Annotated in this window: 26 protein-coding genes, 4 tRNA genes and 1 pseudogene; 25 read left to right on the forward strand and 6 right to left on the reverse strand. The window is 68.7% G+C overall.

Annotated elements, in window-relative coordinates; genetic code table 11:
- Positions 1–54 precede the first annotated feature (54 nt).
- Both ACZ6AA_RS01085 and ACZ6AA_RS01090 read left to right on the forward strand, forming a co-directional pair.
- A complete protein-coding gene (locus ACZ6AA_RS01085; protein WP_468450636.1) occupies positions 55–747 on the forward strand; it encodes a hypothetical protein in 693 nt (230 codons plus the stop codon).
- Positions 744–1,235 carry a hypothetical protein gene (locus ACZ6AA_RS01090; RefSeq protein ID WP_468450637.1) on the forward strand — a complete coding sequence of 164 codons (492 nt, stop codon included), beginning with the start codon at positions 744–746 and terminating at the stop codon, positions 1,233–1,235. The genes ACZ6AA_RS01085 and ACZ6AA_RS01090 overlap by 4 nt, the downstream gene beginning before the upstream one ends.
- A gap of 90 nt (positions 1,236–1,325) precedes the next feature.
- Here ACZ6AA_RS01090 and ACZ6AA_RS01095 read toward each other — a convergent pair whose 3' ends face one another.
- Positions 1,326–1,766, reverse strand: coding sequence for a YccF domain-containing protein (locus ACZ6AA_RS01095; RefSeq protein WP_468450639.1), 441 nt, complete (start codon positions 1,764–1,766; stop codon positions 1,326–1,328).
- Positions 1,767–1,889: 123 nt separating this feature from the next.
- Here ACZ6AA_RS01095 and ACZ6AA_RS01100 point away from each other — a divergent pair.
- Together ACZ6AA_RS01100 and ACZ6AA_RS01105 are read left to right on the forward strand one after the other, a co-directional pair.
- Positions 1,890–2,279: pseudogene (locus tag ACZ6AA_RS01100) on the forward strand (YccF domain-containing protein); the annotation flags it as partial.
- 236 nt (positions 2,280–2,515) lie between these two features.
- Positions 2,516–2,782, forward strand: a complete 267-nt coding sequence (locus tag ACZ6AA_RS01105; protein WP_030359052.1) for a GlsB/YeaQ/YmgE family stress response membrane protein — start codon at positions 2,516–2,518, stop codon at positions 2,780–2,782.
- 92 nt (positions 2,783–2,874) lie between these two features.
- Here ACZ6AA_RS01105 and ACZ6AA_RS01110 read toward each other — a convergent pair whose 3' ends face one another.
- Positions 2,875–3,363 (reverse strand): YajQ family cyclic di-GMP-binding protein, encoded by a 489-nt coding sequence (locus ACZ6AA_RS01110; RefSeq protein ID WP_030359047.1) that lies wholly within the window; start codon positions 3,361–3,363, stop codon positions 2,875–2,877.
- A gap of 203 nt (positions 3,364–3,566) precedes the next feature.
- On the opposite strand from ACZ6AA_RS01110, the gene ACZ6AA_RS01115 reads away from it, so the two are divergent.
- Together ACZ6AA_RS01115 and ACZ6AA_RS01120 are read left to right on the forward strand one after the other, a co-directional pair.
- A tRNA-Tyr gene (locus ACZ6AA_RS01115) sits at positions 3,567–3,648 on the forward strand.
- Between the two features lie 115 nt (positions 3,649–3,763).
- Positions 3,764–3,988: a hypothetical protein gene (locus ACZ6AA_RS01120; RefSeq protein WP_471455704.1), complete on the forward strand. Its 225-nt coding sequence runs from the start codon at positions 3,764–3,766 to the stop codon at positions 3,986–3,988.
- A 26-nt stretch (positions 3,989–4,014) separates the two neighbouring features.
- On the opposite strand, the gene ACZ6AA_RS01125 is transcribed toward ACZ6AA_RS01120, so the two are convergent.
- Complete coding sequence (locus ACZ6AA_RS01125; protein WP_471455705.1) at positions 4,015–4,671, reverse strand: SDR family oxidoreductase; 657 nt, start codon at positions 4,669–4,671, stop codon at positions 4,015–4,017.
- A gap of 162 nt (positions 4,672–4,833) precedes the next feature.
- Complete coding sequence (locus ACZ6AA_RS01130) at positions 4,834–6,237, reverse strand: amidohydrolase family protein (protein WP_471455706.1); 1,404 nt, start codon at positions 6,235–6,237, stop codon at positions 4,834–4,836.
- Between the two features lie 301 nt (positions 6,238–6,538).
- Here ACZ6AA_RS01130 and ACZ6AA_RS01135 point away from each other — a divergent pair.
- The 8 genes from ACZ6AA_RS01135 to ACZ6AA_RS01170 all read left to right on the forward strand — a co-directional run bounded on the left by ACZ6AA_RS01135 (position 6,539) and on the right by ACZ6AA_RS01170 (position 11,522).
- Positions 6,539–6,611 (forward strand) — tRNA-Thr (locus ACZ6AA_RS01135).
- 49 nt (positions 6,612–6,660) lie between these two features.
- A tRNA-Met gene (locus ACZ6AA_RS01140) sits at positions 6,661–6,733 on the forward strand.
- Positions 6,734–6,822: 89 nt separating this feature from the next.
- Positions 6,823–6,987, forward strand: coding sequence for a 50S ribosomal protein L33 (gene rpmG / locus ACZ6AA_RS01145; protein ID WP_003956487.1), 165 nt, complete (start codon positions 6,823–6,825; stop codon positions 6,985–6,987).
- Between the two features lie 135 nt (positions 6,988–7,122).
- Positions 7,123–7,587: an FAS1-like dehydratase domain-containing protein gene (locus tag ACZ6AA_RS01150; protein WP_468450664.1), complete on the forward strand. Its 465-nt coding sequence runs from the start codon at positions 7,123–7,125 to the stop codon at positions 7,585–7,587.
- 2 nt (positions 7,588–7,589) lie between these two features.
- A complete protein-coding gene (locus tag ACZ6AA_RS01155) occupies positions 7,590–8,018 on the forward strand; it encodes a MaoC family dehydratase (RefSeq protein WP_468450666.1) in 429 nt (142 codons plus the stop codon).
- A gap of 181 nt (positions 8,019–8,199) precedes the next feature.
- Complete coding sequence (locus ACZ6AA_RS01160) at positions 8,200–8,772, forward strand: TetR/AcrR family transcriptional regulator (protein WP_468450668.1); 573 nt, start codon at positions 8,200–8,202, stop codon at positions 8,770–8,772.
- Between the two features lie 132 nt (positions 8,773–8,904).
- Entirely contained in the window at positions 8,905–10,338 is a 1,434-nt protein-coding gene (locus ACZ6AA_RS01165) for an MFS transporter (RefSeq protein ID WP_471455707.1), read from the forward strand.
- 128 nt (positions 10,339–10,466) lie between these two features.
- Positions 10,467–11,522, forward strand: a complete 1,056-nt coding sequence (locus ACZ6AA_RS01170) for a UDP-N-acetylmuramate dehydrogenase (RefSeq protein WP_471455708.1) — start codon at positions 10,467–10,469, stop codon at positions 11,520–11,522.
- Positions 11,523–11,562: 40 nt separating this feature from the next.
- On the opposite strand, the gene ACZ6AA_RS01175 is transcribed toward ACZ6AA_RS01170, so the two are convergent.
- Both ACZ6AA_RS01175 and ACZ6AA_RS01180 read right to left on the reverse strand, forming a co-directional pair.
- Positions 11,563–12,582: an adenosine deaminase gene (locus ACZ6AA_RS01175; protein WP_468450674.1), complete on the reverse strand. Its 1,020-nt coding sequence runs from the start codon at positions 12,580–12,582 to the stop codon at positions 11,563–11,565.
- Positions 12,583–12,715: 133 nt separating this feature from the next.
- Positions 12,716–13,942, reverse strand: coding sequence for a pyridoxal phosphate-dependent aminotransferase (locus ACZ6AA_RS01180; protein ID WP_468450676.1), 1,227 nt, complete (start codon positions 13,940–13,942; stop codon positions 12,716–12,718).
- Between the two features lie 193 nt (positions 13,943–14,135).
- On the opposite strand from ACZ6AA_RS01180, the gene ACZ6AA_RS01185 reads away from it, so the two are divergent.
- The 11 genes from ACZ6AA_RS01185 to rpoB all read left to right on the forward strand — a co-directional run bounded on the left by ACZ6AA_RS01185 (position 14,136) and on the right by rpoB (position 25,474).
- Positions 14,136–14,208: transfer RNA gene (locus ACZ6AA_RS01185), tRNA-Trp, on the forward strand.
- Positions 14,209–14,314: 106 nt separating this feature from the next.
- The gene (gene secE / locus ACZ6AA_RS01190; RefSeq protein WP_030359036.1) at positions 14,315–14,602 is read left to right on the forward strand and encodes a preprotein translocase subunit SecE; all 288 of its coding nucleotides are present in this window, start codon (positions 14,315–14,317) and stop codon (positions 14,600–14,602) included.
- Positions 14,603–14,679: 77 nt separating this feature from the next.
- Complete coding sequence (gene nusG, locus ACZ6AA_RS01195) at positions 14,680–15,648, forward strand: transcription termination/antitermination protein NusG (protein WP_471455709.1); 969 nt, start codon at positions 14,680–14,682, stop codon at positions 15,646–15,648.
- A 266-nt stretch (positions 15,649–15,914) separates the two neighbouring features.
- Complete coding sequence (locus ACZ6AA_RS01200) at positions 15,915–16,442, forward strand: hypothetical protein (RefSeq protein ID WP_468450680.1); 528 nt, start codon at positions 15,915–15,917, stop codon at positions 16,440–16,442.
- Positions 16,443–16,656: 214 nt separating this feature from the next.
- Positions 16,657–17,091 carry a 50S ribosomal protein L11 gene (gene rplK, locus ACZ6AA_RS01205; RefSeq protein WP_030359033.1) on the forward strand — a complete coding sequence of 145 codons (435 nt, stop codon included), beginning with the start codon at positions 16,657–16,659 and terminating at the stop codon, positions 17,089–17,091.
- A gap of 106 nt (positions 17,092–17,197) precedes the next feature.
- Positions 17,198–17,920 carry a 50S ribosomal protein L1 gene (gene rplA, locus ACZ6AA_RS01210; protein ID WP_055698213.1) on the forward strand — a complete coding sequence of 241 codons (723 nt, stop codon included), beginning with the start codon at positions 17,198–17,200 and terminating at the stop codon, positions 17,918–17,920.
- Positions 17,921–18,140: 220 nt separating this feature from the next.
- On the forward strand, positions 18,141–19,040 hold the full coding sequence (locus ACZ6AA_RS01215; RefSeq protein ID WP_468450683.1) for an SCO4651 family lipoprotein: 900 nt from the start codon (positions 18,141–18,143) through the stop codon (positions 19,038–19,040).
- A 128-nt stretch (positions 19,041–19,168) separates the two neighbouring features.
- Positions 19,169–20,026, forward strand: coding sequence for an SCO4651 family lipoprotein (locus ACZ6AA_RS01220; RefSeq protein ID WP_468450685.1), 858 nt, complete (start codon positions 19,169–19,171; stop codon positions 20,024–20,026).
- 334 nt (positions 20,027–20,360) lie between these two features.
- On the forward strand, positions 20,361–20,888 hold the full coding sequence (rplJ, locus tag ACZ6AA_RS01225; protein WP_030359029.1) for a 50S ribosomal protein L10: 528 nt from the start codon (positions 20,361–20,363) through the stop codon (positions 20,886–20,888).
- A gap of 111 nt (positions 20,889–20,999) precedes the next feature.
- Positions 21,000–21,389 carry a 50S ribosomal protein L7/L12 gene (rplL, locus tag ACZ6AA_RS01230; RefSeq protein ID WP_016645187.1) on the forward strand — a complete coding sequence of 130 codons (390 nt, stop codon included), beginning with the start codon at positions 21,000–21,002 and terminating at the stop codon, positions 21,387–21,389.
- 599 nt (positions 21,390–21,988) lie between these two features.
- Positions 21,989–25,474 (forward strand): DNA-directed RNA polymerase subunit beta, encoded by a 3,486-nt coding sequence (gene rpoB / locus ACZ6AA_RS01235; RefSeq protein ID WP_016645186.1) that lies wholly within the window; start codon positions 21,989–21,991, stop codon positions 25,472–25,474.
- The last annotated feature ends 6 nt before the right edge of the window (positions 25,475–25,480 follow it).

Below are 25,480 nucleotides of genomic sequence, written 5' to 3' on the forward strand. Positions count from 1 at the left end.
AGCTATACGTTTTCCCCGACCCGCCTGACCAGGCGAAACTAAGAGGGGGAAACCATGCGCAGAACGTCGATGCGGCGTGTGCTCATACCGGCTGCGGCCCTTGTCCTCACTACGTCGCTGGCGGCCACTGCCAACGCCGAGGAATCCGCTGCGGACGCGGCGCCCGAGGAGGTCAGCTCCGAGCAGATTGCCAGCGAGGAGACTGCCGACAGCGTGGTGGAAGGCCCCAGCATGTCGGCAGAGGAAGTAGCCAGCGAGGACAAGCTCGACGCTCTGCCCGAGGTAAGCGATGACGCGTCTGCCCCGCCCCGGTGCGACTACCCGTACAAGAAGTGGTACAAGATCACCAGCAAGAAGAATTACCACGTACCTTCGCGCTGGAACGGCACCACGTTCAAGGACGGCCCCGGCGGCACGATGAAGGTCAAGGTCGAGAAGTCCGGCAAGATCGGTGTCGAGTTGAGCGGCAGCGTTGAAGCCAGCACCAATGCCATCATCGCCAAGTCCAAGGTGACGTTCGGCGTCAAGGTCGTCGGCGAGGTAGGGGTCACCGTCGGCCACGAATACAGCCACGACATCCCTGGCCGCAAGTACGGCCACTTGCAGTACGGCTCATGGGGCTACAACGTCAAGTGGACTAAGTACGCGACGAGTGCGGACCGTTGCGGCAAAGTGAAGCTTGGGTCAGGCTCGGCCAAGCTCCCCACCAAGTCGACCGGCTGGCGATACTGGTCGACGAGTTCATGAGTACCTCGCAGCGGTGCGCATGGGCCCTCTGCACCACGCTGACCCTCGCGCTCGTCTCCGGGTGCTCGGGTGACTCGGACGGGTCGGGGGAGTCAACCGAAAAGGGCAGCCCAAAGCCCACCAGGACCGCGCCCGTCCAGGACGATCCGAAGCTCGGCCAGCGCGTGAAGGAGGCGCTGGGCACGGACGAACTCGAGGACACCGGCCCGTTGGTCGAATCCGGCCTCGAACGTGTCAGCGACGGTGTTCACACACGACCGAAGCTGTCCCCGGGAAGGTCGTACCAGGTGGCGGTCGCTTGCGCCGGGAAGGGCAAGATCAGCCTGTCCATCCGTGCGGAAAAGCACACTCGTGAAACCGTGAACTGCGACGGCGTCCCGGTGACGCAGCGCACTGTGGGACCGCGAAGCAATCTGGAGATCGACACGAGCGGGCTGTCCGGAGCCACGGGCATGGTCGGTTGGCGCGTCAGCAAGGTTGCGAAGTAGACGCATCCGTCTGCGCAGCACCAACTGTGCCCCGCACCTCGAAGCAGATGCGGGGCACAGCCCGTTAGCTTTCCCGTCTTGCCGCGCGGGCTACCAGCCGGGGTTCTGAGGGTGGCCTGCCGGAGCCGGGCCGCGAACAGATGCCGCGCTGAACGGCTGGTCCGTGGGAACGATGTCGCGACCAAGCGGCATGAGTGAAATCGGGATCAACTTGAAGTTGGCGAGGCCCAGCGGGATGCCGATGATCGTGAGGCACAGCAGGACTCCGGTGACGATGTGGCCGAGGGTCAGCCACCAGCCCGCGACGATGATCCAGACCACGTTTCCGATGAGCGAAGCCACCCCTGCCGTGGGCTTCTCGACCGTCGTACGGCCGAACGGCCAGAGCGCAAAGCCAGCGATACGCAGCGCAGCGATGCCAAACGGGATGGTCACGATCAACACGAAGCAGATGAGCGCCGCGACGGTGTACGCCAATGCCATCCAGATTCCGCAGAAGATCAACCAGATGATGTTCAGGATCAGCTTCACGATCGTTTCTCCTTCGCGGCCACCGCTCGTACCCGGCCCCACCAGTAGTACCCGATCTGGTCATTCAGATGTGCGACCCGAACCGGAACGGTCGTACATGCTCATGCGGAGTGTCGCGCAACGATCCCGTTCGGCCTCGCGTCGTTCCGCATCGGCCTGTTCGCGCTGTGGCCCTTCGGACGCAAGGCGGTCGAGCGCGGGGACGCGGGCGCGCCCTCGCTGATCGGCAACATCCTCTGGCTGATCCTCGCGGGCTGGTGGCTCGCCCTCGGCCACGTCTTCACCGGCCTGCTGCTCTGCATCACGATCATCGGCATCCCGCTGGGCCTCGCCAACTTCAAGATGATCCCCATCTCGCTGCTGCCCCTCGGCCGCGAAATCGTGCCCACGGACGAGCCGTTCACGGCCGCAGGCCCGATCGGCGCTCCCGCCCGCGCAGGCGCCGGACCGTCCCCGTACGGCGCTCCGGGCGGCCAGCCGCCGTCCGGCTCCCTGCCGCCCGGCCGGGACTGACCACAGCCCACCGGGCGGGACTCCACCCCACCCGGACTGCACCCCACCCTCACCTCACAGCCGCCGCCCTGCCGCGCCCGCTGCGCCCCCGCACGCCCCTGCGCTCAGCTGTGTCCTGCGCCGCATCCAGCGGGCGCCCGGGAACCGCGCACGCCCCCCACCACGTCCTTCAGGACAACACCCCACGAAAAGGTACGAAGAGCCACCCGCACGACAGCACGAAAAGGCAGGTCACCATGGGCATCATCAGCTGGATCGTTCTCGGGCTGCTCGCCGGTGCCACCGCCAAGCTCCTGCTCCCCGGCCGCGATCCGGGCGGCTTCATCGGCACGACGCTGATCGGCGTCGCGGGAGCCTTCGTAGGCGGCTGGATCTCGGCGCGCTTCCTCGACCGCCCGATAGCCGACCACTTCTTCGACGGCGCGACCTGGGCCGCGGCCATCGGCGGCTCCCTCGTCCTCCTGATCGCCTACCGCATCCTCTTCGGCCACTCACGCCGCTGACGACGACACAGACTGCAGCCAGCAGCAAGGGCGGGCACCCGATCCGGGTGCCCGCCCTCCGTCGTACGTCAGCGAGCCGAACGGCCCACGAACTACCGATAGTTCACAAACTGCAGGGCGAAGTCGAAGTCCTGGCCCTTCAGGAGCGCCTGCACGGCCTGCAGGTCGTCACGGCTCTTGGAGCTGACACGCAGCTCCTCGCCCTGGACCTGCGCCTTGACGCCCTTCGGGCCCTCGTCGCGAATGATCTTCGCCACCTTCTTCGCGTTCTCCTGGGAGATGCCCTCCTGGATCGTGGCGAAGATCTTGTACTCCTTGCCGGACAGCTGCGGCTCGCCCGCGTCCAGCGCCTTCAGGGAGATGCCACGCTTGATCAGCTTGGACTGGAAGACGTCGAGGATCGCGTTGACCCGGTCCTCCGAGTTGGCCTCCATCAAGATCTTCTCGCCGGACCAGGAGATCGAAGCACCGACGTTCTTGAAGTCGTAGCGCTGCGAGATCTCCTTGCCCGTCTGGTTGAGGGCGTTGTCGACCTCCTGCCGCTCGACCTTCGAGACGATGTCGAAACTGGAGTCGGCCATGTCCTGTGGCTCCTTGTATCGGGGTCTGCGTACTCAGCGGGTACACGGCCTTCTAGTCGCCGACCGCATCCGTAAAGCCTAGCCACTGCCTCCCCGCCGGGTGCCGATCAATCGGGTGGCGAAGCACCCCCGGTCATCAGGTATCGTTTACGTCGTTGCCACGGAGCACCGCGAGAGCGGACAGCCCCGGAGCAGCATCCCCTGGCGGTGTGCCCGAGCGGCCAAAGGGAGCAGACTGTAAATCTGCCGGCTTCGCCTTCCCAGGTTCGAATCCTGGCGCCGCCACATGAAGGAAACCCCCTTCGTCCTGCGACAAAGCAGGCACGGAGGGGGTTCTTCGTTTTCTGCTTCCGGGACCGGTTGCCGCAGGTCCGGCCCCGGCGTGGGCACACTGGGACGTATGTCGTCGTCCAGCTCGTCCCGTCGCAGACACTGCCCCGTGTGCTGTCGTGAAATCGCGGTCGTGGGCGGGAGGTTCGCCCGCCACGATCCGCCCGGGCCGCGTGGCGCCGGGGACCTCGTCTCGTGCCCCGGGTCCCGGCAGCACGCCCAGCTCGGCGCCGCGCAGCCCGCGCTCGACGGGTACGTGGTGCCGGAGTTCCCGGGGCAGCTGCCGCTGTTCTGACGCTTCGGCCGGGACAGCGGCGCGCGTCAGTTGCCCGCGACCGACTTCGCCGCCACCGAGACCGGCGTCGAGCCACTGATGAGTTCGAGGGTGAGCCCCGCCGTCGCCGGGGTCTCCAGGAGCTCCGCGAGCACCGCGGCCACGTCGTCGCGCGGGATCGGGCCCCGTCCGGTCGACGCCTCCAGGCGTACGAGACCCGTCCCGGCGTCGTCCGTCAGCATGCCGGGACGCAGGACCGTCCAGTCCAGGGCGGCACGGCTGCGTACGTACGCGTCGGCCTCGCCCTTGGCCCGCAGATAGGCGTCGAAGATCTCGTCGCCGGGGTGGTCGGGGTCCGCGCCCATCGACGACACCACGATGTACCGGCGGGCCCCGGCACGCTCCGCGGCGTCCGCGAACAGGACGGCGGCGTCACGGTCCACCGTGTTCTTGCGGTCCGCCCCGCTGCCGGGCCCCGCGCCCGCCGCGAACACCGCCGTGTCCGCGCCCTCCAGATGCCGGGCGACCTCCTCCACGGACGCCGACTCCAGGTCGCACAGCACCGGTTCGGCGCCGGCGTCCCGGAGATCGGCCTCGTGGGCCGGGTTGCGGATGAGCCCTGCGGCTTCGTCACCGCGCGCGGCGAGCAGTCGCTCCAGCCGCAGCGCGATCTGACCATGACCTCCAGCGATGACAATGCGCATGCTCCCGACCGTACGGCAGCCCGCGCGTGATCGCGGCCGGAACGTCCCGCACCAGGCCACATGCCGTACGGGCCACCCCCTGGAGACGTACGGGCCACTCGGAGGCGTACGGGCCACTCGGAGACGTAGCGGGACGCGCACAGCCCCGCCGCCCCGGCCCCCTCACGACACCACCCCACCCCCCTTCCCCCGCCCCTGCCGCGGCAGATCGAGCGCCACCGCGGCCGCCGAGTCGCAGTACTCCCGCACCGCGCTGGTCCGCGCCACCACGCGCCCCCGGTGCACCACGACGCGGCTGTACGCCAGCGACAGCGCCCCGGCGAGGGTGTCGCCGCGCACCGCGAGGAGTTCCGCGGGGAACCCCGCCTCCACCCTGACCTCGGGCAGCCCCATCGCCGCCCGCGCCGCCGAACTCACCGCGTCGTACGCCTCCTCGGGGCGCAGCCCCTGCCGGGACGCGAGGAGGTACGCCGCCTCCAGCGGATCCCCGCGGCCCACCGGGTTCGCCGCGTCCCGCAGCGCCCCGCTGCCCGCCGCGACCCGCACCCCGGCGGCCCGCAACAGCCGCACCGGGACCGCCCCGCCGTCCGCCACCCCCGCGGGCGAGGCCCCCGCCCCGTGCCCCGTGCCCCCGCAGTCGCCCTGCGGCAGGCACACCACCGTCACACCGGCCGCCGCCAACTGCTCCGCGGTCCGCGCCGCCACGTCGGACGGCAGCCGCCCGAGCCCGCCGCACGGCCCGATCGCCACCCCGGGCCGCAGCCCCCCGGCCGCCGCCGCGAGCCGCGCCAGACGGGCCGGATCCCCGCCGTCCGTATGCAGGTCGACCGCGCAGCCGTGCTCCGCAGCCAGGTCGAGGACCGCCTCCGCGTACCCCGTCGGATCGGGGTCCAGATCCGGACAACCGCCCACTACGGAGGCGCCCATTTTCACCGCGTCCCGCAGCATCGCCATCCCGTCGGCGCCCGCCACCCCGGTCAGCAGCCGCGGCACCGCCACTACGGAGAGGTCGGTGAGCCCGCGCAGCGAACGCCGGGCCTGGAGCACCGCCTGCAGCGAGTCCAGGCCCTGGACGTCACCGATCCGCACATGCGAGCGCAGCGCCGTCGCCCCGTGCCCGAGCTGCAGCAGCGCCGCCTCGGTGGCGCGCCGCTGCACGTCCTGGACGTCCCCCGCGACCGGGCCGTCCGTGAGCGCGCTCAGCGCCGTGTCGCTGTGCGCGTGCGGCTCCGCCGCCGCGGGCAGCAGGAGATAGCCGCTCAGGTCCACACGCCCCGCGTACGCGGCCAGACTGCCCGCCGTACCGACGGCCTCGATACGGCCCTCAGCGAGCCGTACGTCCACGGTCCTGCCGTCCGTCAGCCGCGCCCCGCAGAGCAGCAGCGCGGAGGGCGCGGCGGGGGCCGGGGAGGGCGAGGGGGCGGACGACGGCGATGGCGAGGGTGATGGCGACGGTGCCGGGGAGCCCGCGGCGCTCCGGGCGTCGTGGGCGTCCTGGGAGCCGGGGGACTCCCGGGGGCCGGGGGAGTCGGGCGAAGAGGGCTGCTGCGGCTGGCTGTCGGGCATCGCGCTCCTGGTGCTCGGGGGCGGCTGCGGGCGGCTCGAGGCGTGCCGGGACGCGACCCGAGGGCGCGCGTGGGCGGCGGCGACGAGGCACGCAAGATCACGCAGCCGGGTCGAGCCTAGGGCGGCGTGGAGCCCGCTTCGCGGAGGAGCGCAATAGTCGTACTGCTGTGGTGCGAGGGCCTGGTGATCCCTGGTGAGGCGGGTGAGGCGGCCTTTTGTGGGCCTGCGCCATGCCCCCGGACGGCCCTGGCGAAACGGATTTGGGCGATCGGCGGGCGACCGTGTAATGTCTTCATCGCTCGCCCCAATAGCTCAGTCGGTAGAGCGTCTCCATGGTAAGGAGAAGGTCTGCGGTTCGATTCCGCATTGGGGCTCTGATGTGTGAGGTTCCTCGCTTCCGGGCGGGGAGCCGAAGCGCATCGCAGCGGTGTAGCTCAGTCGGTAGAGCAAGCGGCTCATAATCGCTGTGTCACCGGTTCAAGTCCGGTCACCGCTACCCTTCAGTAGCCGATTGTGGGGTCGGTCCTTCGATCGGCTACTCTTTTATGCGTTCATCCGTCCATCCGTCCGTCAAGGAGCACTCACGTGGCTGCCACCGACGTCCGCCCGAAGATCACGCTGGCCTGCGTGGAGTGCAAGGAGCGGAACTACATCACCAAGAAGAACCGGCGTAACAACCCGGACCGACTGGAGATGAAGAAGCACTGCCCGCGTTGCAACTCGCACACCGCGCACCGCGAAACGCGATAAAAACAGGCTAGTACTCGAGGCCGCCCCCGATCACTCGGGGGCGGCCTCGAGTCATTTCCGGACCCACCCCGCCCGCCGCACCGGCGGCCCCGTCCGGTCCCTACCGAGAACCCAGCTGCCAGGAGGTGCCGAGCCATGGCGCTCGACCAGTCCTTCGTGGGGCGGTCCTACCCGCCCACCGACCCCTATGAGGTCGGCCGCGAGAAGATCCGCGAATTCGCGGTCGCGGTGGGTGACGCCAATCCCGCGTACGCCGACCCGGAAGCCGCCAAGGCGCTCGGCCACCCCGATGTACTCGCCCCGCCGACCTTCGTGTTCGCCATCACGTTCAAGGCCGCGGGCAAGGTCATCGAGGACCCGCAGCTGGGCCTCGACTACAGCCGAGTCGTGCACGGCGACCAGAAGTTCGCGTACACGCGTCCCGTGTACGCGGGCGACCGGCTCACGGTGACCTCGACCATCGAGAACATCAAGTCGCTCGCCGGCAACGACATCCTGGACATCCGCGGCGAGGTCCACGACGAGGCCGGGGAGCACGTCGTGACCGCCTGGACCAAGCTCGTCGCGCGCGCGGCGGAGCCCGCCGCAGAGGGGGCGTGACCATGACCGCGAAGATCGCATACGACGACGTCGAGGTCGGCACCGAACTCCCGGCCCAGACCTTCCCCGTGACACGCGCCACACTCGTGCGGTACGCGGGCGCCTCCGGCGACTTCAACCCGATCCACTGGAACGAGAAGTTCGCGGTCGAGGTCGGCCTTCCCGACGTCATCGCGCACGGCATGTTCACGATGGCCGAGGCCATCCGCGTCGTGACGGACTGGGCGGGCGACCCGGCCGCCGTCGTCGAGTACGGCGTGCGCTTCACCAAGCCCGTCGTGGTCCCGAACGACGACAAGGGCGCCACGATCGAGGTCAGCGCGAAGGTCGCCGCGAAGCTCGACGACCAGCAGGTGCGGGTCGACCTGCTGGCCAAGAGCGGCGACCAGAAGGTGCTCGGCATGTCCCGGGCGGTCGTGCGGCTGGCCTGAGGGGCTGGCTGTCCGGCCGACGGCACGGCCGCGAGCCGCGTAGAAGTAGTAAGGGGCGCCCGCCATTGCGGACGCCCCTTACTCGTACCCCCGGAGGGCCACCCTTCGGAGGGCCGCCCCTCGGCACCTCCCGGAAGGTCACCCCTTGACTTGGTTAGTGATTGGACACTAACTTAGTCGCATGGTCAGGATGAGCGCAGAAGAGAGGCGCGAGAGCGTCATCCGCGCGGCGATGAGCGAATTCGCCCGCGGTGGGTATCACGGGACGTCGACCGAGGCGATCGCCAAGCGCGTCGGAGTCTCGCAGCCCTATCTCTTCCGGCTCTTCCCGAGCAAGAAGGCGATCTTCCTGGCGGCGTCGGCGCGCTGCCTGGAGGACACCCGCAAGGTCTTCGCGGAGGCGGGCGAGGGGCTGCACGGCGAAGAGGCCCTGCACGCCATGGCCATCGCGTACTCGAAGCTCATCGCCGACGACCCCGACAAGCTGCAGATGCAGCTCCAGACGTACGTCGCCGTGGCGGCCGCCGAGGCCGCCGGGGACCACGAGTTCGGCGAGATGGTGCGCGCCGGATGGATGGAGATCTGGGAGGCCGCGCACCTGCCGCTCGGGGCGGACGTGGATGGGACGACGCAGTTCATGGCCTACGGGATGCTGATCAACGTCCTGTCGGCCATGGGGTTCCCCGCCGACCACCGGGTCTGGGAAGGGTTCTACATGTCGGCCCAGCCTCAGGAGAGGTCCGCGCAGTCGTAGTGGCCGAAGTGGCTGTCGTGACAGCCGTAGTAGCTGTAGTGGTCGTGGCCCGGGATTCGGGCCTCGTCATGACCATGAAAGTTAGTCATCAATTACTAACCTGACATCCGACACTCACCGTCCGGGGGAGACATGTCACAGCAAGCAGCATCCCGCGGGGGAACCGTCTGGGCCCTCGTCATCACCAGCGTCGCCGGTTTCATGGCGGCTCTCGACAACCTCGTCGTCACCATGGCGCTGCCCTCCATCCGCAAGGATCTGGGCGGCGCCCTCGAAGACCTCGAATGGACGGTGAGCGCCTACACCCTCACCTTCGCCGTGCTGCTGATGTTCGGCGCGGCCCTGGGGGACAGGTTCGGGCGCCGCAGGCTCTTCGGCATCGGCCTCGCGATCTTCACCGGCGCCTCCGCCGCGGCGGCCCTCGCGCCCGGCATCAACGAACTGATCGCCGCCCGCGCGGTACAGGGCGTCGGCGCCGCGATCATGATGCCGCTCACGCTGACGCTGCTCACGGCCGCCGTACCGGCAGCCAAGCGCGGCATGGCGTTCGGGATCTGGGGCGCCGTCAACGGCCTCGCGGTCGCCAGCGGGCCGCTCATCGGGGGCGCGCTCACCGAGCACGTCTCCTGGCAGTGGATCTTCTGGCTGAACGTCCCGCTGGGCCTGGCCCTGCTGCCGCTCGCCCGCATACGCCTCGCCGAGTCCTACGGCACCGGCGCCCCGCTCGACTTCCCCGGCACCCTGCTCGCCAGCGGCGGCCTCTTCGGGATCGTGTACGCCCTGATCCGCGGCAACATCGACGGCTGGACCAGCGCGCCCGTTCTCACCGGCCTGATCGCGGGCACCGCGCTGCTCGGCGGCTTCGTGCGGCACGGCATCCGTGCCAAGAACCCGATGCTGCCGATGCGGCTCTTCCGGAGCCGGGCGTTCTCCGCGATCAACGCGGCCAGCCTGCTGATGTTCGTCGGCATGTTCGGCTCGATCTTCCTGCTCAGCCAGTTCCTCCAGGGAGTGCTCGGGTACTCGCCGACCGAGGCGGGGCTGCGGCTGCTGCCCTGGACCGGCATGCCGATGATCGTCGCGCCGATCGCGGGCTATCTGTCCGACCGCATCGGGGGCCGGCCGATCGTCACCGCGGGGCTCGCCCTCCAGGCCGTCGGCCTCGGCTGGTTCGCACTCGTCCTCTCGCCCGACGTGTCGTACGCCGCCCAACTGCCCGCCCTGATCATCAGCGGCGTCGGCATGGCGCTCTACTTCGCCCCGGCCGCCAGCCTGGTCATGGCCAGCGTCCGGCCGTCCGAGCAGGGCATCGCCTCCGGGGCGAACAACGCGCTGCGTGAGGTGGGCGGGGCGCTCGGTGTCGCCCTGATGGCCTCCGTGTTCTCCGCGCAGGGCGGGTACGAGTCGCCGGTGGCGTTCGTGGACGGGCTCGAGCCCGCGCTGTGGGTGGGGGCGGGGGTGGTGGCCCTTGGGGCTGTCGCCGCGGGCCTGCACCCCCGGCGGGGGGCGGCTGCTGGGGGCGCCGGGGCTGCTGTGGCCGAGGAGCGGGTGCCTGTGTCCGTGTGACGGGGGTTCTTATGGGGCTGCGCCCCTGTCCCCCCTTGTTGGCCCTTCGGGCCTCGTCCTCAAGCGCCGGACGGGCTGACATCAGCCCGTCCGGCGCTTGCCGTGCAGGCGCCCGTACCCTTGTGCCTGTGCAGGTACTCCACGACGCCCCCCTCGCCCCGCTCACCACCTTTCGGCTCGGTGGGCCCGCTGCTCGGCTGATCACCGCGACGACCGATGCCGAGGTGATCGCGGCTGTTCGCGAAGCCGACGACTCCGGGACCCCGCTGCTGATCGTCGGCGGCGGATCGAACCTGGTCATCGGCGACAAGGGGTTCGACGGCACCGCCCTGCGCATCGCCACCACCGGCTTCGCCCTGGACGGCACCCGCCTCGAGCTCGCGGCCGGTGAGGTCTGGACGGACGCCGTGGCGCGCACCGTCGACGCGGGCCTCGCGGGCATCGAGTGCCTGGCCGGTATCCCGGGCTCCGCGGGCGCGACGCCGATCCAGAACGTGGGCGCGTACGGCCAGGAGGTCTCCTCGACGATCACCGAAGTGATCGCGTACGACCGCAAGGACCGCGAGACGGTCACCATCGCGAACGCGGACTGCGAGTTCTCGTACCGCCACAGTCGTTTCAAGGCCGATCCCGACCGCTTCGTGGTCCTGCGCGTGGGCTTCCAGCTGGAGGACGCGGGCGGGATGAGCGCCCCGATCGCCTACCCGGAGACGGCCCGCACGCTGGGCGTCGAGGCCGGGGACCGGGTGCCCGCGGCCGTCGCCCGCGAGACCGTCCTGAAGCTGCGCGCGGGCAAAGGCATGGTGCTCGACCCCGAGGACCACGACAGCTGGTCGGCCGGGTCGTTCTTCACCAACCCGATCCTCACGGACGAGCAGTTCGCCGTCTTCCACGCGCGCGTGGCGGAGCGGCTCGGCCCGGACACCGCACCGCCCGCGTTCCCGGCGGGCGAAGGGCGCGTGAAGACCTCCGCGGCCTGGCTCATCGACAAGGCCGGCTTCACCAAGGGCTACGGCCAGGGCCCGGCCCGCATCTCCACCAAGCACACCCTGGCCCTCACCAACCGCGGCGACGCCACCACGGAGGACCTGCTGGCCCTGGCCCGCGAGGTCGTCGCGGGCGTGCGGGACGCCTTCGGCATCACGCTGGTCAACGAGCCGGTGACGGTGGGCGTCAGCCTGTAGGGCCGCGCCAGGGCGCTCCAGGGCCGCCTTCAGGACCGCGTCAGGACGCCAGCCACTCCTCGATCCCCGCGAGCAGCTTCTCCTGCACGCCCGCGGGCGCCGCCGACCCCCGCACCGACTGCCGCGCCAGCTCGGCCAGTTCGGCGTCGCCGAAGCCGTGGTGCCGCCGCGCGATCTCGTACTGCGCGGCCAGGCGCGAGCCGAAGAGCAGCGGGTCGTCGGCGCCGAGCGCCATCGGCACCCCGGCGTCGTAGAGCGTCCGCAGCGGCACGTCCTCGGGCTTCTCGTAGACCCCGAGGGCCACGTTGGACGCCGGGCACACCTCGCAGGTCACGCCCCGCTCCGCGAGCCGCTTCAGGAGCCGCGGGTCCTCGGCCGCCCGCACACCGTGCCCGATGCGCCGCGCGTACAGGTCGTCGAGGCAGTCCCGCACCGAAGCGGGCCCGTTCAGCTCGCCGCCGTGCGGGGCCGCGAGCAGGCCGCCCTCGCGGGCGATGGCGAAGGCGCGGTCGAAGTCCCGCGCCATGCCCCGCCGTTCGTCGTTGGAGAGCCCGAAGCCGACCACGCCCCGGTCGGCGAACCGCACCGCGAGCCGGGCCAGCGTGCGTGCGTCCAGGGGGTGCTTCATGCGGTTCGCGGCGACCAGGACGCGCATCCCGAGCCCGGTCTCGCGCGAGGCCGTGTCGACGGCGTCCAGGATGATCTCCAGGGCCGGGATGAGCCCGCCGAGCCGGGGCGCGTACGACGTCGGGTCGACCTGGATCTCCAGCCACCCCGACCCGTCCCTGATGTCCTCCTCGGCCGCTTCCCGCACCAGGCGCTGGATGTCCTCGGGCTCGCGCAGACAGGACCGCGCCATGTCGTAGAGCCGCTGGAAGCGGAACCAGCCCCGCTCGTCGGTCGCCCGCAGCTTCGGCGGCGTCCCCCCGGTCAGGGCCTCCGGCAGATGGACCCCGTACTTGTCGGCGAGCTCAAGCAGCGTCGAGGGCCGCATCGACCCGGTGAAGTGCAGGTGCAGATGGGCCTTCGGCAGCTCTCTTACGTCTCGTACGCGCTCCATTCCAGGATCTTGCCGTATGCACCCCGCGTCCCGGTAGCCGCTTTTTCCCATGGGGTACGCGCCTGAACAAAGAAACGGACGGACCAGTGCCGCATATGCGGCACTGGTCCGTCCGTCGCGCGCTGCGGACGACTCAGTCGCGCGCTTCCGCAAGGAGCTTCTGGATCCGCGAGACACCCTCGACCAGGTCCTCGTCACCCAGGGCGTACGAGAGCCGCAGGTAGCCCGGCGTCCCGAAGGCCTCGCCCGGGACCACCGCGACCTCGACCTCCTCCAGGATGAGCGCGGCCAGCTCGACGGAGTTCTGCGGGCGCTTGCCGCGGATCTCCTTGCCGATGAGGGCCTTCACCGAGGGGTACACGTAGAACGCGCCCTCGGGCTCCGGGCACACCACGCCGTCGATCTCGTTCAGCATCCGCACGATCGTGCGGCGGCGCCGGTCGAAGGCCTCGCGCATCTTGTCGACGGCCGTCAGATCGCCCGAGACGGCGGCGATGGCGGCGGCCTGCGCGACGTTGGAGACGTTGGACGTGGCGTGCGACTGGAGGTTCGTCGCGGCCTTGACGACGTCCTTCGGGCCGATGATCCACCCCACGCGCCAGCCGGTCATGGCGTACGTCTTCGCGACGCCGTTGACGACCACGCACTTGTCGCGCAGCTCGGGCAGCAGGGCGGGCAGCGAGGTGAACTCCGCGTCTCCGTAGACGAGGTGTTCGTAGATCTCGTCCGTCATGACCCACAGGCCGTGCTCCAGGGCCCAGCGGCCGATGGCCTCCGCGTCCTCACGGCTGTAGACGGCGCCGGTCGGGTTCGACGGGGACACGAAGAGCACGACCTTCGTGTTCTCGGTGCGCGCGGCCTCCAGCTGCTCCACGGAGACGCGGTAGCCGGTGGTCTCGTCGGCGACGACGTCGACCGGGACGCCGCCCGCGAGGCGGATCGACTCCGGGTACGTCGTCCAGTACGGCGCCGGGACGATGACCTCGTCGCCCGGGTCGAGGATCGCGGCGAACGCCTCGTAGATGGCCTGCTTGCCGCCGTTGGTCACCAGGATCTCGGAGACCTCGGGCTCGTACCCGGAGTCGCGCAGCGTCTTCGCGGCGATCGCGGCCTTCAGCTCGGGCAGGCCGCCCGCGGGCGTGTAGCGGTGGTACTTCGGGTTCTTGCAGGCCTCGACGGCCGCTTCGACGATGTAGTCCGGGGTCGGGAAGTCCGGCTCGCCCGCGCCGAAACCGATCACCGGGCGCCCGGCGGCCTTGAGGGCCTTGGCCTTGGCGTCGACGGCGAGGGTCGCGGACTCGGAGATCGCGCCGACTCGGGCGGAGACCCGGCGCTCGGTGGGAGGAGTGACAGCGCTCATGCGCCCATCGTTCCAGACCCGAAACGGCCCCGACACACGGGTTTCCAGGACCGTCCGATCCGGAGCCGGATCCCATCGTGTTCGACGGGGCGCCCCGGACCACGTACACTCACTGGTCGTTGGCCCTCACCGGCCGCACCTTCCAAGAGCACTCGGTGCACATGGTCGGATGCTGTAGGTTGGGGGAAATCAAAGGGTCGTAGCTCAATTGGTAGAGCACTGGTCTCCAAAACCAGCGGTTGGGGGTTCAAGTCCCTCCGGCCCTGCTACACACACCTTCGCCAGGATGTGTGCGCATGTACGTACTGCAATGCACCGCCGTGCGGCTCAACCGGGCGCGGCACGGCCACGACCCGGAATCAGGTGAGACGAGTGACGGACGCCGTGGGCTCCATCGACATGCCTGATGCCCAGGACGAGGCGCCGGACTCCAAGAAGAAGGCGCGCAAGGGCGGCAAGCGAGGCAAGAAGGGTCCGCTGGCCAGGCTGGCGCTCTTCTACCGCCAGATCGTTGCCGAGCTCCGCAAGGTCGTCTGGCCGACGCGCAGCCAGCTCACGACGTACACCACGGTCGTGATCGTCTTCGTCGTCATCATGATCGGTCTGGTGACCGTGATTGACTATGGGTTCAGCAACCTCATCAAGTACATCTTCGGCTGAGCCGAGAGCGAAGGGCGCCGCACCAGGCGCCCCTTTCGCGTGTTCCACCCCCTTGTATCCAGGAAGAAGCAGCCACCGTGTCTGACCCGAACCTGAACGACGCCGTCGAGCCTCGCGCAGAGCACGCGGAGTCCGTGGAGTCCGTGGAGGACCAGCTCGACATCGTCGAGGCGGCGGACGCCGAGGACCCGGACCAGGCCGAGGCTGCCGACGTCGCCGCGGGCGAGCCCGCCGAGGAGGCGGCCCTGCACGTGGAGTCCGACGAGGAAGCGGCGGCCGGTGGCATCGACGTCGCCGAGACCGACGAGGACGCCGACGCGGCCGAGGCCGTCGCCGACGAGGAGTCCGACGAGTCCGACGAGGACACTGCCTCCGACGAGGACACCGAGGACGTCGAGGACGCGGCCCCCGCCGAGGAAGCCGAGCCGGTCGACCCGATCGCCGCCCTGCGCGAGGAACTCCGCGGCCTGCCCGGCGAGTGGTACGTCATCCACACCTACGCCGGTTACGAGAACCGCGTGAAGACCAACCTCGAGCAGCGCGCCGTCTCGCTCAACGTCGAGGACTTCATCTTCCAGGCCGAGGTGCCGCAGGAAGAGGTCGCCCAGATCAAGAACGGCGAGCGCAAGACCATCCGTCAGAACAAGCTCCCCGGCTACGTGCTGGTGCGCATGGACCTGACGAACGAGTCCTGGGGCGTCGTCCGCAACACCCCCGGTGTCACCGGCTTCGTCGGCAACGCCTACGACCCGTACCCGCTGACGCTGGACGAGATCGTCAAGATGCTCGCCCCGGAGGCCGAGGAGAAGGCCGCCCGCGAGGCCGCCGAGGCCGAGGGCAAGCCAGCTCCGGCCCGCAAGGTCGAGGTCCAGGTCCTGGACTTCGAGGTGGGCGACTCGGTCACCGTCACCGACGGCCCGTTCGCCACGCTGCAGGCCACGATCAACGAGATCAACGCCGACTCGAAGAAGGTCAAGGGCCTCGTCGAGATCTTCGGCCGCGAGACCCCGGTCGAGCTGAGCTTCGACCAGATCCAGAAGAACTAGCTCGAAGATCTTCGGGCAGAGCCCCTGACCGGCGGGAAACCGCTGGTCGGGGGCTTTGTCGTGGTCCCCGGCGAACAAATGTGTTCCACGCCACAACCATCGGGTGTCCCGGGCTGTCTCACTTGTAGACGGAAACGCCCGGTCCCTTCCTCCACGACACCTCAGCACGCTTATGTGGATCTCTGTCACCATGAGCGGCGATTTGTGGTGTTCTGCGGGGGTATGGCAGCCGGGCTCCTGCACCGACGAGCAAGGGGGACCACCTGATGCGTGCCCGCAAGACTGCGATTGCTGCCTCCGCCTGCGCCTTCGTCCTGTTCGGCGCCGGCTCGGCGCTGGCCGGAACCGGCCCCGCGCCCGCGCCCGACGCCAGAAAGGCCGCGCCCCAGTCGACCGCGCCCTCGGCGGACGGCAACCCGCGGAGCCTCAAGGCCCAGGCGGCCGGGGTCTGTTCCGACGCCTACCAGATCGGCACCACCGCGTACATCGACCGGAAGGGCGCGCACGCCGCGTCGGTGAAGCAGTTCTACTCGCCCACGTGCAAGAAGAACTACGGCTACGTCTGGGTGTGGAAGAGCTTCCGCGACAAGGTCAAGGACTACGACGTCAGCACCGGTGTGTACAGCTACTCCCGGGACGCGGTCGTCGGCCAGGACTGGTGGAACAAGACCAACGTCCAGGAGTTCTGGTCGCTGCCCGCCGACACCGCCAAGGAGTGCACCGCCGCGATCGGTGAGCTGCGCGCCCCCGGCGACCCGCTCCCGGGGCACGCCATGACGTCCAAGCGCTGCTGAGCGCACCCGCTGCCCGGTGGTCGCGGCCGGGTGCCGAGGGCCATGGGCCCTGCCCTCCCGGGGGTGGGGCCCGCGGTCTGTTCCGATACTGGTTTGGGCCCCGCCGAGATACCCGTTATCGTAGTGCGGTATGCCTCCATCCGGATGATCGCGACTATCGATGATCATCGCCACGGATGCGGCTCAACACTCTCACTAGGACCCGGAGAGAGCAATGCCTCCCAAGAAGAAGAAGGTCACGGGGCTCATCAAGCTCCAGATCCAGGCCGGTGCCGCCAACCCGGCGCCGCCGGTCGGCCCCGCGCTGGGCCAGCACGGCGTGAACATCATGGAGTTCTGCAAGGCGTACAACGCCGCGACCGAGTCGCAGCGTGGCTGGGTGATCCCGGTGGAGATCACGGTCTACGAGGACCGTTCCTTCACCTTCATCACCAAGACGCCGCCGGCCGCCAAGATGATCCTCAAGGCCGCGGGCGTGGAGAAGGGCTCCGGCGAGCCGCACAAGACCAAGGTCGCCAAGATCACCCAGGCGCAGGTCCGCGAGATCGCCACCACCAAGATGCCCGACCTCAACGCGAACGACCTGGACGCCGCGTCGAAGATCATCGCCGGCACCGCCCGTTCCATGGGCATCACGGTCGAGGGCTGATCCCAGCTCCCCGCGACGGAGTCGCACGTCGACCCCGTGACCTCAAGTGGCAGGGCCAGGCGCTGGCCCGGACCACGAACTCCAAACCTGAACCTCAGGAGTAGAAGTGAAGCGCAGCAAGACTCTCCGCGCTGCGGACGCCAAGATCGACCGGGAGAAGCTGTACGCCCCGCTCGAGGCCGTCCGTCTCGCCAAGGAGACCTCCGCGACCAAGTTCGACGGCACCGTCGAGGTCGCCATGCGTCTGGGCGTCGACCCGCGCAAGGCCGACCAGATGGTCCGTGGCACCGTGAACCTCCCGCACGGCACCGGCAAGACCGCCCGGGTCCTGGTCTTCGCGACCGGTGACCGTGCTGCGGCCGCGGAAGCCGCTGGGGCCGACATCGTCGGCGCCGACGAGCTGATCGACGAGGTCGCGAAGGGCCGCCTGGACTTCGACGCCGTCGTCGCCACCCCGGACCTCATGGGCAAGGTCGGCCGCCTCGGCCGCGTGCTCGGTCCGCGTGGTCTGATGCCGAACCCGAAGACCGGCACCGTCACCCCCGACGTCGTGAAGGCCGTCAACGACATCAAGGGCGGCAAGATCGAGTTCCGCGTCGACAAGCACTCGAACCTGCACTTCATCATCGGCAAGGTGTCCTTCGACGACACCAAGCTGGTGGAGAACTACGCCGCGGCCCTGGAGGAGATCCTCCGTCTGAAGCCGTCGGCCGCCAAGGGTCGTTACATCAAGAAGGCCGCCATCACCACCACGATGGGCCCCGGCATTCCGCTGGACTCCAACCGCACCCGCAACCTCCTCGTCGAGGAGGACCCGGCCGCCGTCTGAAACTGACGGCAGCCGCGCCTGGCGCGATTGTGACGGGCCCCGCAACCATTTCCGGTGCGGGGCCCGTCCCGTTTTTCGGGTACATGCCCGGGGGACGGGCGGTGCCGGTGCGCGCGCTGCGGTGCGCACGGACCGCGTACGGAGATGGACACGGGAGACACGCGGACGAGCGGGCTGCGCTAGCGTGCTGGCTCTCCATGGACGCAAGGGGTGGGACGACATGAACAGCACGACTGTGCGACGCCTGGCGCTGGCGGTCGCGGCCGCGGCGGCCCTGACCGGCGGGGTCACGGCCTGCGGCTCCTCGGACGACTCGGGGGACTCCGACGACGCCAAGGGGTCCGGCAAGGGCGGCCTGAGCGTCAGCCCCATAGCCGCGCTGCGCACCATCGAGAACACCACCGACAAGGCGGATTCGGCCAAGGTGGAGTCCGAGACCACCATGGGCTCCGTGATGTCGATGAAGGCCAAGGGCGCCCTCGGCTGGGCCGACGGCCTCACCGGCAACATGACCATCACGTACACCGGTGGCCAGATGGCGGAGACGATGCGCCAGGCCGGCACCACGTCGATGGAGGCCCGCTATCTGCCCGAGGCCTACTACGCGAAGATGGGCGAGCGGTTCGCCGCCCAGGCCGACGGCAAGCACTGGGTGAAGTACGCCTACGACGACCTGGAGCGGATAGGCGGCGGCTCGGGCGCGTACATGAAGGACGCGATGCAGAACAGCACGCCGCACCAGTCGGTGAAGATGCTGCTCGCCTCCGGTGACGTGAAGAAGGTCGGCGAGGAGAAGGTGCGGGGCGTGGACACCACGCACTACTCGGGGACGGTCAACGTCGCCGAGCTCGCGGAGCAGAGCTCCGGCCTGAGCGAGTCCCAACTCGCCGACATGAAGAAGCAGTTGGAGCAGGCCGGGATCACCACCGAGACCATCGACATCTGGGTCAACGACGAGAACCTGCTCGTGAAGAAGACCGAGCGCGGCCAGATGAAGACGGGCCGGCTCTCCGCCACCGCGTACTACAGCGACTACGGCACCGAGGTCTCCGCCGAGGAGCCCCCGGCCGGTGACACGGCGGACTTCAAGGACCTGATGAACAGGCAGCCGAGCATGTAGGACCGCCACGGCCCCGCCCCGCACCACTGGTGCGCCCGGCCGCCCGAGAACCCGGAGGAAGGCCCCGCCTACCTTCGGGTAATCTCAGCCGGGCAATAAGTGGATCAAATGTTCCTAGGGGTGGGGTCATGAGCATTTCCGTACGTACGGGACGTAAGAGAACCGCGGGCGCCGCGCTCGCGGCCGTGCTGCTCGCCGGTGGCGCGGTCAGCTGCGGGTCGGAGAAGTCCGACAAGGCGGGGGGCGACATGGCGCCCGCGGCGGCCGTGAAGAAGGCCGCGGCCAAGAGCGAGGACCTGACCTCGTTCACCTTCCGCATGGACGGCAAGGTCCCGGGCGACGGCCGGGTCAAGGCGGAGGCGGCTATGAGCACCAAGCCGCTCGCCATGCGGATGGAGATGAGCGCGACCGACAAGGGTGTCCCGCAGAAGGCGGAGATCCGGCTCGTCGGCGGCGGCCTCTACCTCGGCGGCGGCAAGGAAGCCGCCAAGGAGATGGACGGCAAGAGCTGGATCAAGTTCCCCGCCAAGGGCCTGGGCAAGGGCACGGACAAGCCCGGCGGCACCTCGCTCTCCGCCCAGGCCGACAACAACCCGGCCGACCAGTCCACGCTCCTCACCGGCTCCGACGACCTGAAGAAGGTCGGCACCGAGAAGGTCGAGGGCGTCGAGACCACCCACTACACGGGCACGGTCACGATGGACCGGCTGCGCGAGCTCATGAAGGACGAGGACGCGGCCACCAAGAAGCGCCGGGAGAAGAGCTTCAAGCAGTACGAGGACATGGGCGTCGAGAAGCTCACGATGGACATGTGGATCGACGGCGAGGACCACACCAAGCAGTTCCGCGCCCGCGGCAAGGGCGACAAGGGACCCCTCGACATGACCATCACCTTCATCGACTACAACAAGAAGGTGACCATCACGGCCCCGCCGGCGAGCCAGGTCATGGACATCGCCAAGGAGATGAAGGGCGCCCAGGGCTGATCCCCGGCCGGCCCGGGCCGACCCGATTTGCCTGACGCGGATCCGTTCGCGTACTCTTCCACAGAAGCCAAAGACCGCTGGTCGTTGCCGTGCGCTCGCAAGAGGGCGCGGTGGCCGAAGGATCCGCTGAAGCTGCGGACGACCCGCGTAGGTGACTGTGGAAGTGCTCCCGGACGGTTCTCCGTCAGGTCGAGCTCACGCCCCGTGCGCCTGCGCCGGGGCGTTTCGTTTTGTGCAGAACCCCTTCCTGTGTGCCTGATTCAGGCGGTCCGGCGACACGTGGCTGATCGAAAGGTCAGTCGAGGATCATCACCCCGGAAGGAGGCCGAGGCTCATGGCGACGTCCGACAAGGTCGCAGCCGTCGAGGAGATCACGCAGAAGCTGCGCGACTCCAACGCTGCTGTTGTCACTTCTTACACCGGACTGTCCGTGGCGCAGCTCAAGGAGCTTCGCCGTTCTCTCGGCGAGAACGCTCAGTACCGTGTGGTGAAGAACACGCTGACCAAGATCGCGGCCAACGAGGCCGGGATCCAGCTGGACGAGCACCTCAAGGGCTCGACGGCTGTCGCCTTCGTGACCGGTGACCCGGTCGAGGCGGCGAAGGGTCTTCGTGACTTCGCCAAGGACAACCCCTCTCTCGTCATCAAGGGCGGTGTCCTTGACGGCAAGGCGCTGACCGCCGACGAGATCAAGAAGCTTGCGGACCTCGAGTCCCGCGAGGTTCTGCTCAGCAAGCTGGCGGGTGCCATGAAGGGCAAGCAGTCCCAGGCTGCCTCTGTCTTCCAGGCGCTCCCGTCGAAGCTCGTCCGCACCGTGGACGCGCTTCGCGCCAAGCAGGCCGAGCAGGGCGGTGCCGAGTAATTCGGCTCGCACAGTGACCGCCGCCTGAGGCGACGGTCGTATGCGGGCCACTAGTACGCCCGCTTCTCATGTACATCCGGCACCCGCCGAATTAGTGGAAGGACCGCCATCATGGCGAAGCTCAGCCAGGACGACCTGCTCGCTCAGTTCGAAGAGATGACCCTCATCGAGCTCTCCGAGTTCGTGAAGGCCTTCGAGGAGAAGTTCGACGTCACCGCCGCCGCTGCCGCGCCGGTCGTCGTCGCCGGTGGTGCCGCTGGTGGCGCCGCCGCCGAGGCCGCCGAGGAGCAGGACGAGTTCGACGTCATCCTCACCGGCGCCGGCGACAAGAAGATCCAGGTCATCAAGGTCGTGCGTGAGCTGACCTCCCTGGGTCTGAAGGAGGCCAAGGACCTCGTCGACGGCACCCCGAAGCCGGTCCTCGAGAAGGTCGCCAAGGACGCCGCGGAGAAGGCCGCCGAGGCCCTCAAGGGCGCCGGCGCCTCCGTCGAGGTCAAGTAACACCTCGCCGCGCGCCCACGGGCGCGTGGCACGGAGTCTTCCGACTCTTCCGTGTGGTCGCGGCCCCAGGGCTGTAACGCACACACACCGAACGGCGATCACCCATGTGGGTGGTCGCCTTTCGGCGTTCCCGGGCACGCGTGCGGCGGCTGCCTTGCACTGTCGGTCGCGGCGAGTATGGTGATCTTCGTTGTGCCTGGCGACAGGCCGTGACGGCGACGACGCCAGGCCTCGTCCGGGCATGGGGGCCTTGACGAACCGCACGCAGCGCGCAATTCTCAGGACGCGTCGTCACAACGATCCGCATCCGAGGCATGGATCGGCGACGAAGAGGGCAGTATCGATGTGCGTTGAGGACGTGGCTTGCCGCAGGTGTTGAGAACAACGAGGGTCTCCAGAAACCGAGACTGGACATCAGTGGGCCAGGTGGCTACACTGACCCTTTGCGCTGCCTGTTAGCTGCCTCCTGCCCGTCACCAGGGGCATGCCCATGCTTGAGCACCGTGGACTGAAACCACCCTGACCTGGGATTTCCGTCTCTCTGCCAGCTTGGGACCGGTACGCGCGTAGTGAGTCCGAGCCCTCGGAAGGACCCCCTCTTGGCCGCCTCGCGCACTGCCTCGACCGCGAATACGAACAACGGCGCCAGCACCGCCCCGCTGCGCATCTCCTTTGCAAAGATCAAGGAGCCCCTCGAGGTTCCGAACCTTCTTGCGCTGCAGACCGAAAGCTTTGACTGGCTGCTCGGCAACGACGCGTGGAAGGCTCGTGTCGAGGCGGCTCTGGAAAGCGGACAGGACGTCCCCACCAAGTCCGGTCTGGAGGAGATCTTCGAGGAGATCTCCCCGATCGAGGACTTCTCCGGGTCGATGTCGCTGACCTTCCGCGACCACCGTTTCGAGCCCCCGAAGAACTCCATCGACGAGTGCAAGGAGCGCGACTTCACGTTCGCCGCCCCGCTCTTCGTCACCGCCGAGTTCACCAACAACGAGACCGGTGAGATCAAGTCCCAGACGGTCTTCATGGGCGACTTCCCGCTCATGACGAACAAGGGCACCTTCGTCATCAACGGCACCGAGCGTGTCGTGGTGTCGCAGCTCGTCCGTTCGCCCGGCGTCTACTTCGACTCCTCGATCGACAAGACGTCCGACAAGGACATCTTCTCCGCCAAGATCATCCCGTCCCGGGGTGCCTGGCTGGAGATGGAGATCGACAAGCGCGACATGGTCGGTGTCCGCATCGACCGCAAGCGCAAGCAGTCGGTCACCGTGCTCCTGAAGGCTCTCGGCTGGACCACCGAGCAGATCCTCGAGGAGTTCGGCGAGTACGAGTCCATGCGCGCCACCCTGGAGAAGGACCACACCCAGGGCCAGGACGACGCGCTGCTCGACATCTACCGCAAGCTCCGTCCGGGCGAGCCGCCGACCCGTGAGGCCGCTCAGACGCTGCTTGAGAACCTCTACTTCAACCCCAAGCGCTACGACCTCGCGAAGGTCGGCCGCTACAAGGTCAACAAGAAGCTGGGTGCGGACGCGCCGCTCGACGCGGGCGTCCTGACGGTCGAGGACATCATCGCCTCGATCAAGTACCTGGTGAAGCTGCACGCCGGTGAGACCGAGACCGTCGGTGACAGCGGCGTCGGCATCGTCGTCGAGACCGACGACATCGACCACTTCGGCAACCGCCGCCTGCGCAACGTCGGCGAGCTCATCCAGAACCAGGTCCGCACGGGTCTGGCTCGTATGGAGCGCGTCGTGCGCGAGCGCATGACGACGCAGGACGTCGAGGCGATCACGCCGCAGACCCTGATCAACATCCGCCCCGTGGTGGCGTCGATCAAGGAATTCTTCGGCACCTCGCAGCTCTCGCAGTTCATGGACCAGAACAACCCGCTGTCGGGTCTGACGCACAAGCGTCGTCTCTCGGCGCTGGGTCCCGGTGGTCTGTCCCGTGAGCGGGCCGGCTTCGAGGTCCGTGACGTGCACCCGTCGCACTACGGCCGCATGTGCCCGATCGAGACGCCCGAAGGCCCGAACATCGGTCTGATCGGCTCGCTCGCGTCCTACGGCCGTGTGAACGCGTTCGGCTTCGTCGAGACCCCGTACCGCCGGGTCGCCGACGACCAGGTCACCGACGAGGTGGACTACCTGACCGCCGACGAGGAGGACCGCTTCGTCATCGCCCAGGCCAACGCGCCGCTGACCGACGACATGCGGTTCGCCGAGAACCGCGTCCTGGTCCGCCGCCGTGGTGGCGAGGTCGACTACGTCGCCGGTTCCGACGTGGACTACATGGACGTCTCGCCGCGCCAGATGGTGTCGGTCGCGACGGCCATGATCCCCTTCCTCGAGCACGACGACGCCAACCGTGCCCTCATGGGCGCGAACATGATGCGTCAGGCCGTGCCGCTGATCACCGCCGAGGCCCCCCTCGTCGGCACCGGCATGGAGTACCGCTGCGCGGTCGACGCCGGTGACGTGATCAAGGCCGAGAAGGCGGGTGTGGTCCAGGAGGTCTCCGCGGACTACGTCACCGTCACCAACGACGACGGCACGTACACCACGTACCGCGTCGCCAAGTTCTCCCGCTCCAACCAGGGCACCTCGGTGAACCAGAAGGTTGTCGTCGAGGAGGGTGCCCGCGTCATCGAGGGCCAGGTCCTCGCCGACGGTCCGGCCACCGAAGAGGGCGAGATGGCCCTCGGCAAGAACCTGCTCGTGGCGTTCATGCCGTGGGAGGGTCACAACTACGAGGACGCGATCATCCTGTCGCAGCGCCTCGTGCAGGACGACGTCCTCTCCTCGATCCACATCGAGGAGCACGAGGTCGACGCCCGTGACACCAAGCTCGGCCCGGAGGAGATCACCCGGGACATCCCGAACGTCTCCGAGGAGGTCCTCGCCGACCTCGACGAGCGCGGCATCATCCGTATCGGTGCCGAGGTCGTCGCCGGCGACATCCTCGTCGGCAAGGTCACGCCCAAGGGCGAGACCGAGCTGACGCCGGAGGAGCGCCTGCTCCGCGCGATCTTCGGTGAGAAGGCCCGCGAGGTCCGTGACACCTCCCTGAAGGTCCCGCACGGCGAGATCGGCAAGGTCATCGGCGTCCGCGTCTTCGACCGCGAGGAGGGCGACGAGCTTCCCCCCGGTGTGAACCAGCTGGTGCGCGTGTACGTGGCGCAGAAGCGCAAGATCACCGACGGTGACAAGCTCGCCGGCCGTCACGGCAACAAGGGCGTCATCTCGAAGATCCTGCCCATCGAGGACATGCCGTTCCTCGAGGACGGAACTCCGGTCGACATCATCCTCAACCCGCTGGGTGTCCCGTCCCGAATGAACCCGGGACAGGTCCTGGAGATCCACCTCGGCTGGCTCGCCAGCCGCGGCTGGGACGTCTCCGGGCTCGGGGACGAGTGGGCGCAGCGCCTGCAGGCGATCGGCGCCGACTCGGTCGCCCCGGGCACCAACGTCGCGACCCCGGTCTTCGACGGCGCCCGCGAGGACGAGCTGGCCGGTCTGCTCCAGCACACGATCCCGAACCGCGACGGCGAGCGCATGGTGCTCCCCTCCGGCAAGGCGCGCCTGTTCGACGGCCGCTCCGGCGAGCCGTTCCCGGACCCGATCTCGGTCGGGTACATGTACATCCTCAAGCTGCACCACCTGGTCGACGACAAGCTGCACGCGCGCTCGACCGGTCCGTACTCGATGATCACCCAGCAGCCGCTGGGTGGTAAGGCTCAGTTCGGTGGCCAGCGCTTCGGAGAGATGGAGGTGTGGGCCCTTGAGGCATACGGCGCCGCCTACGCCCTCCAGGAGCTGCTGACGATCAAGTCCGACGACGTGACCGGCCGCGTGAAGGTCTACGAGGCCATCGTCAAGGGCGAGAACATCCCCGAGCCCGGCATTCCCGAGTCCTTCAAGGTGCTCATCAAGGAAATGCAGTCGCTCTGCCTCAACGTGGAGGTGCTGTCCTCGGACGGCATGTCCATCGAGATGCGCGACACGGATGAGGACGTCTTCCGCGCGGCGGAGGAGCTCGGTATCGACCTGTCCCGGCGCGAGCCGAGCAGCGTCGAAGAGGTCTGACGGGAG

The sequence above is a fragment of the Streptomyces sp. NPDC040610 genome (assembly GCF_055594065.1).

What these genes read in the sequence shown, in the direction of transcription:
- ACZ6AA_RS01085 (WP_468450636.1), top strand. Translation starts at nt 55, where the DNA reads ATGCGCAGAACGTCGATGCGGCGTGTGCTCATACCGGCTGCGGCCCTT.
- ACZ6AA_RS01200 (WP_468450680.1), top strand. Translation starts at nt 15,915, where the DNA reads ATGCGTGCCCGCAAGACTGCGATTGCTGCCTCCGCCTGCGCCTTCGTC.
- ACZ6AA_RS01125 (WP_471455705.1), bottom strand. Translation starts at nt 4,671, where the DNA reads ATGCGCATTGTCATCGCTGGAGGTCATGGTCAGATCGCGCTGCGGCTG.
- ACZ6AA_RS01220 (WP_468450685.1), top strand. Translation starts at nt 19,169, where the DNA reads ATGAGCATTTCCGTACGTACGGGACGTAAGAGAACCGCGGGCGCCGCG.
- ACZ6AA_RS01160 (WP_468450668.1), top strand. Translation starts at nt 8,200, where the DNA reads ATGGTCAGGATGAGCGCAGAAGAGAGGCGCGAGAGCGTCATCCGCGCG.
- ACZ6AA_RS01110 (WP_030359047.1), bottom strand. Translation starts at nt 3,363, where the DNA reads ATGGCCGACTCCAGTTTCGACATCGTCTCGAAGGTCGAGCGGCAGGAG.
- rplJ (WP_030359029.1), top strand. Translation starts at nt 20,361, where the DNA reads ATGGCGACGTCCGACAAGGTCGCAGCCGTCGAGGAGATCACGCAGAAG.
- ACZ6AA_RS01180 (WP_468450676.1), bottom strand. Translation starts at nt 13,942, where the DNA reads ATGAGCGCTGTCACTCCTCCCACCGAGCGCCGGGTCTCCGCCCGAGTC.
- ACZ6AA_RS01215 (WP_468450683.1), top strand. Translation starts at nt 18,141, where the DNA reads ATGAACAGCACGACTGTGCGACGCCTGGCGCTGGCGGTCGCGGCCGCG.
- ACZ6AA_RS01090 (WP_468450637.1), top strand. Translation starts at nt 744, where the DNA reads ATGAGTACCTCGCAGCGGTGCGCATGGGCCCTCTGCACCACGCTGACC.
- ACZ6AA_RS01105 (WP_030359052.1), top strand. Translation starts at nt 2,516, where the DNA reads ATGGGCATCATCAGCTGGATCGTTCTCGGGCTGCTCGCCGGTGCCACC.
- ACZ6AA_RS01155 (WP_468450666.1), top strand. Translation starts at nt 7,590, where the DNA reads ATGACCGCGAAGATCGCATACGACGACGTCGAGGTCGGCACCGAACTC.
- ACZ6AA_RS01120 (WP_471455704.1), top strand. Translation starts at nt 3,764, where the DNA reads ATGTCGTCGTCCAGCTCGTCCCGTCGCAGACACTGCCCCGTGTGCTGT.
- ACZ6AA_RS01165 (WP_471455707.1), top strand. Translation starts at nt 8,905, where the DNA reads ATGTCACAGCAAGCAGCATCCCGCGGGGGAACCGTCTGGGCCCTCGTC.
- rplK (WP_030359033.1), top strand. Translation starts at nt 16,657, where the DNA reads ATGCCTCCCAAGAAGAAGAAGGTCACGGGGCTCATCAAGCTCCAGATC.
- rplL (WP_016645187.1), top strand. Translation starts at nt 21,000, where the DNA reads ATGGCGAAGCTCAGCCAGGACGACCTGCTCGCTCAGTTCGAAGAGATG.
- ACZ6AA_RS01150 (WP_468450664.1), top strand. Translation starts at nt 7,123, where the DNA reads ATGGCGCTCGACCAGTCCTTCGTGGGGCGGTCCTACCCGCCCACCGAC.
- ACZ6AA_RS01130 (WP_471455706.1), bottom strand. Translation starts at nt 6,237, where the DNA reads ATGCCCGACAGCCAGCCGCAGCAGCCCTCTTCGCCCGACTCCCCCGGC.
- ACZ6AA_RS01175 (WP_468450674.1), bottom strand. Translation starts at nt 12,582, where the DNA reads ATGGAGCGCGTACGAGACGTAAGAGAGCTGCCGAAGGCCCATCTGCAC.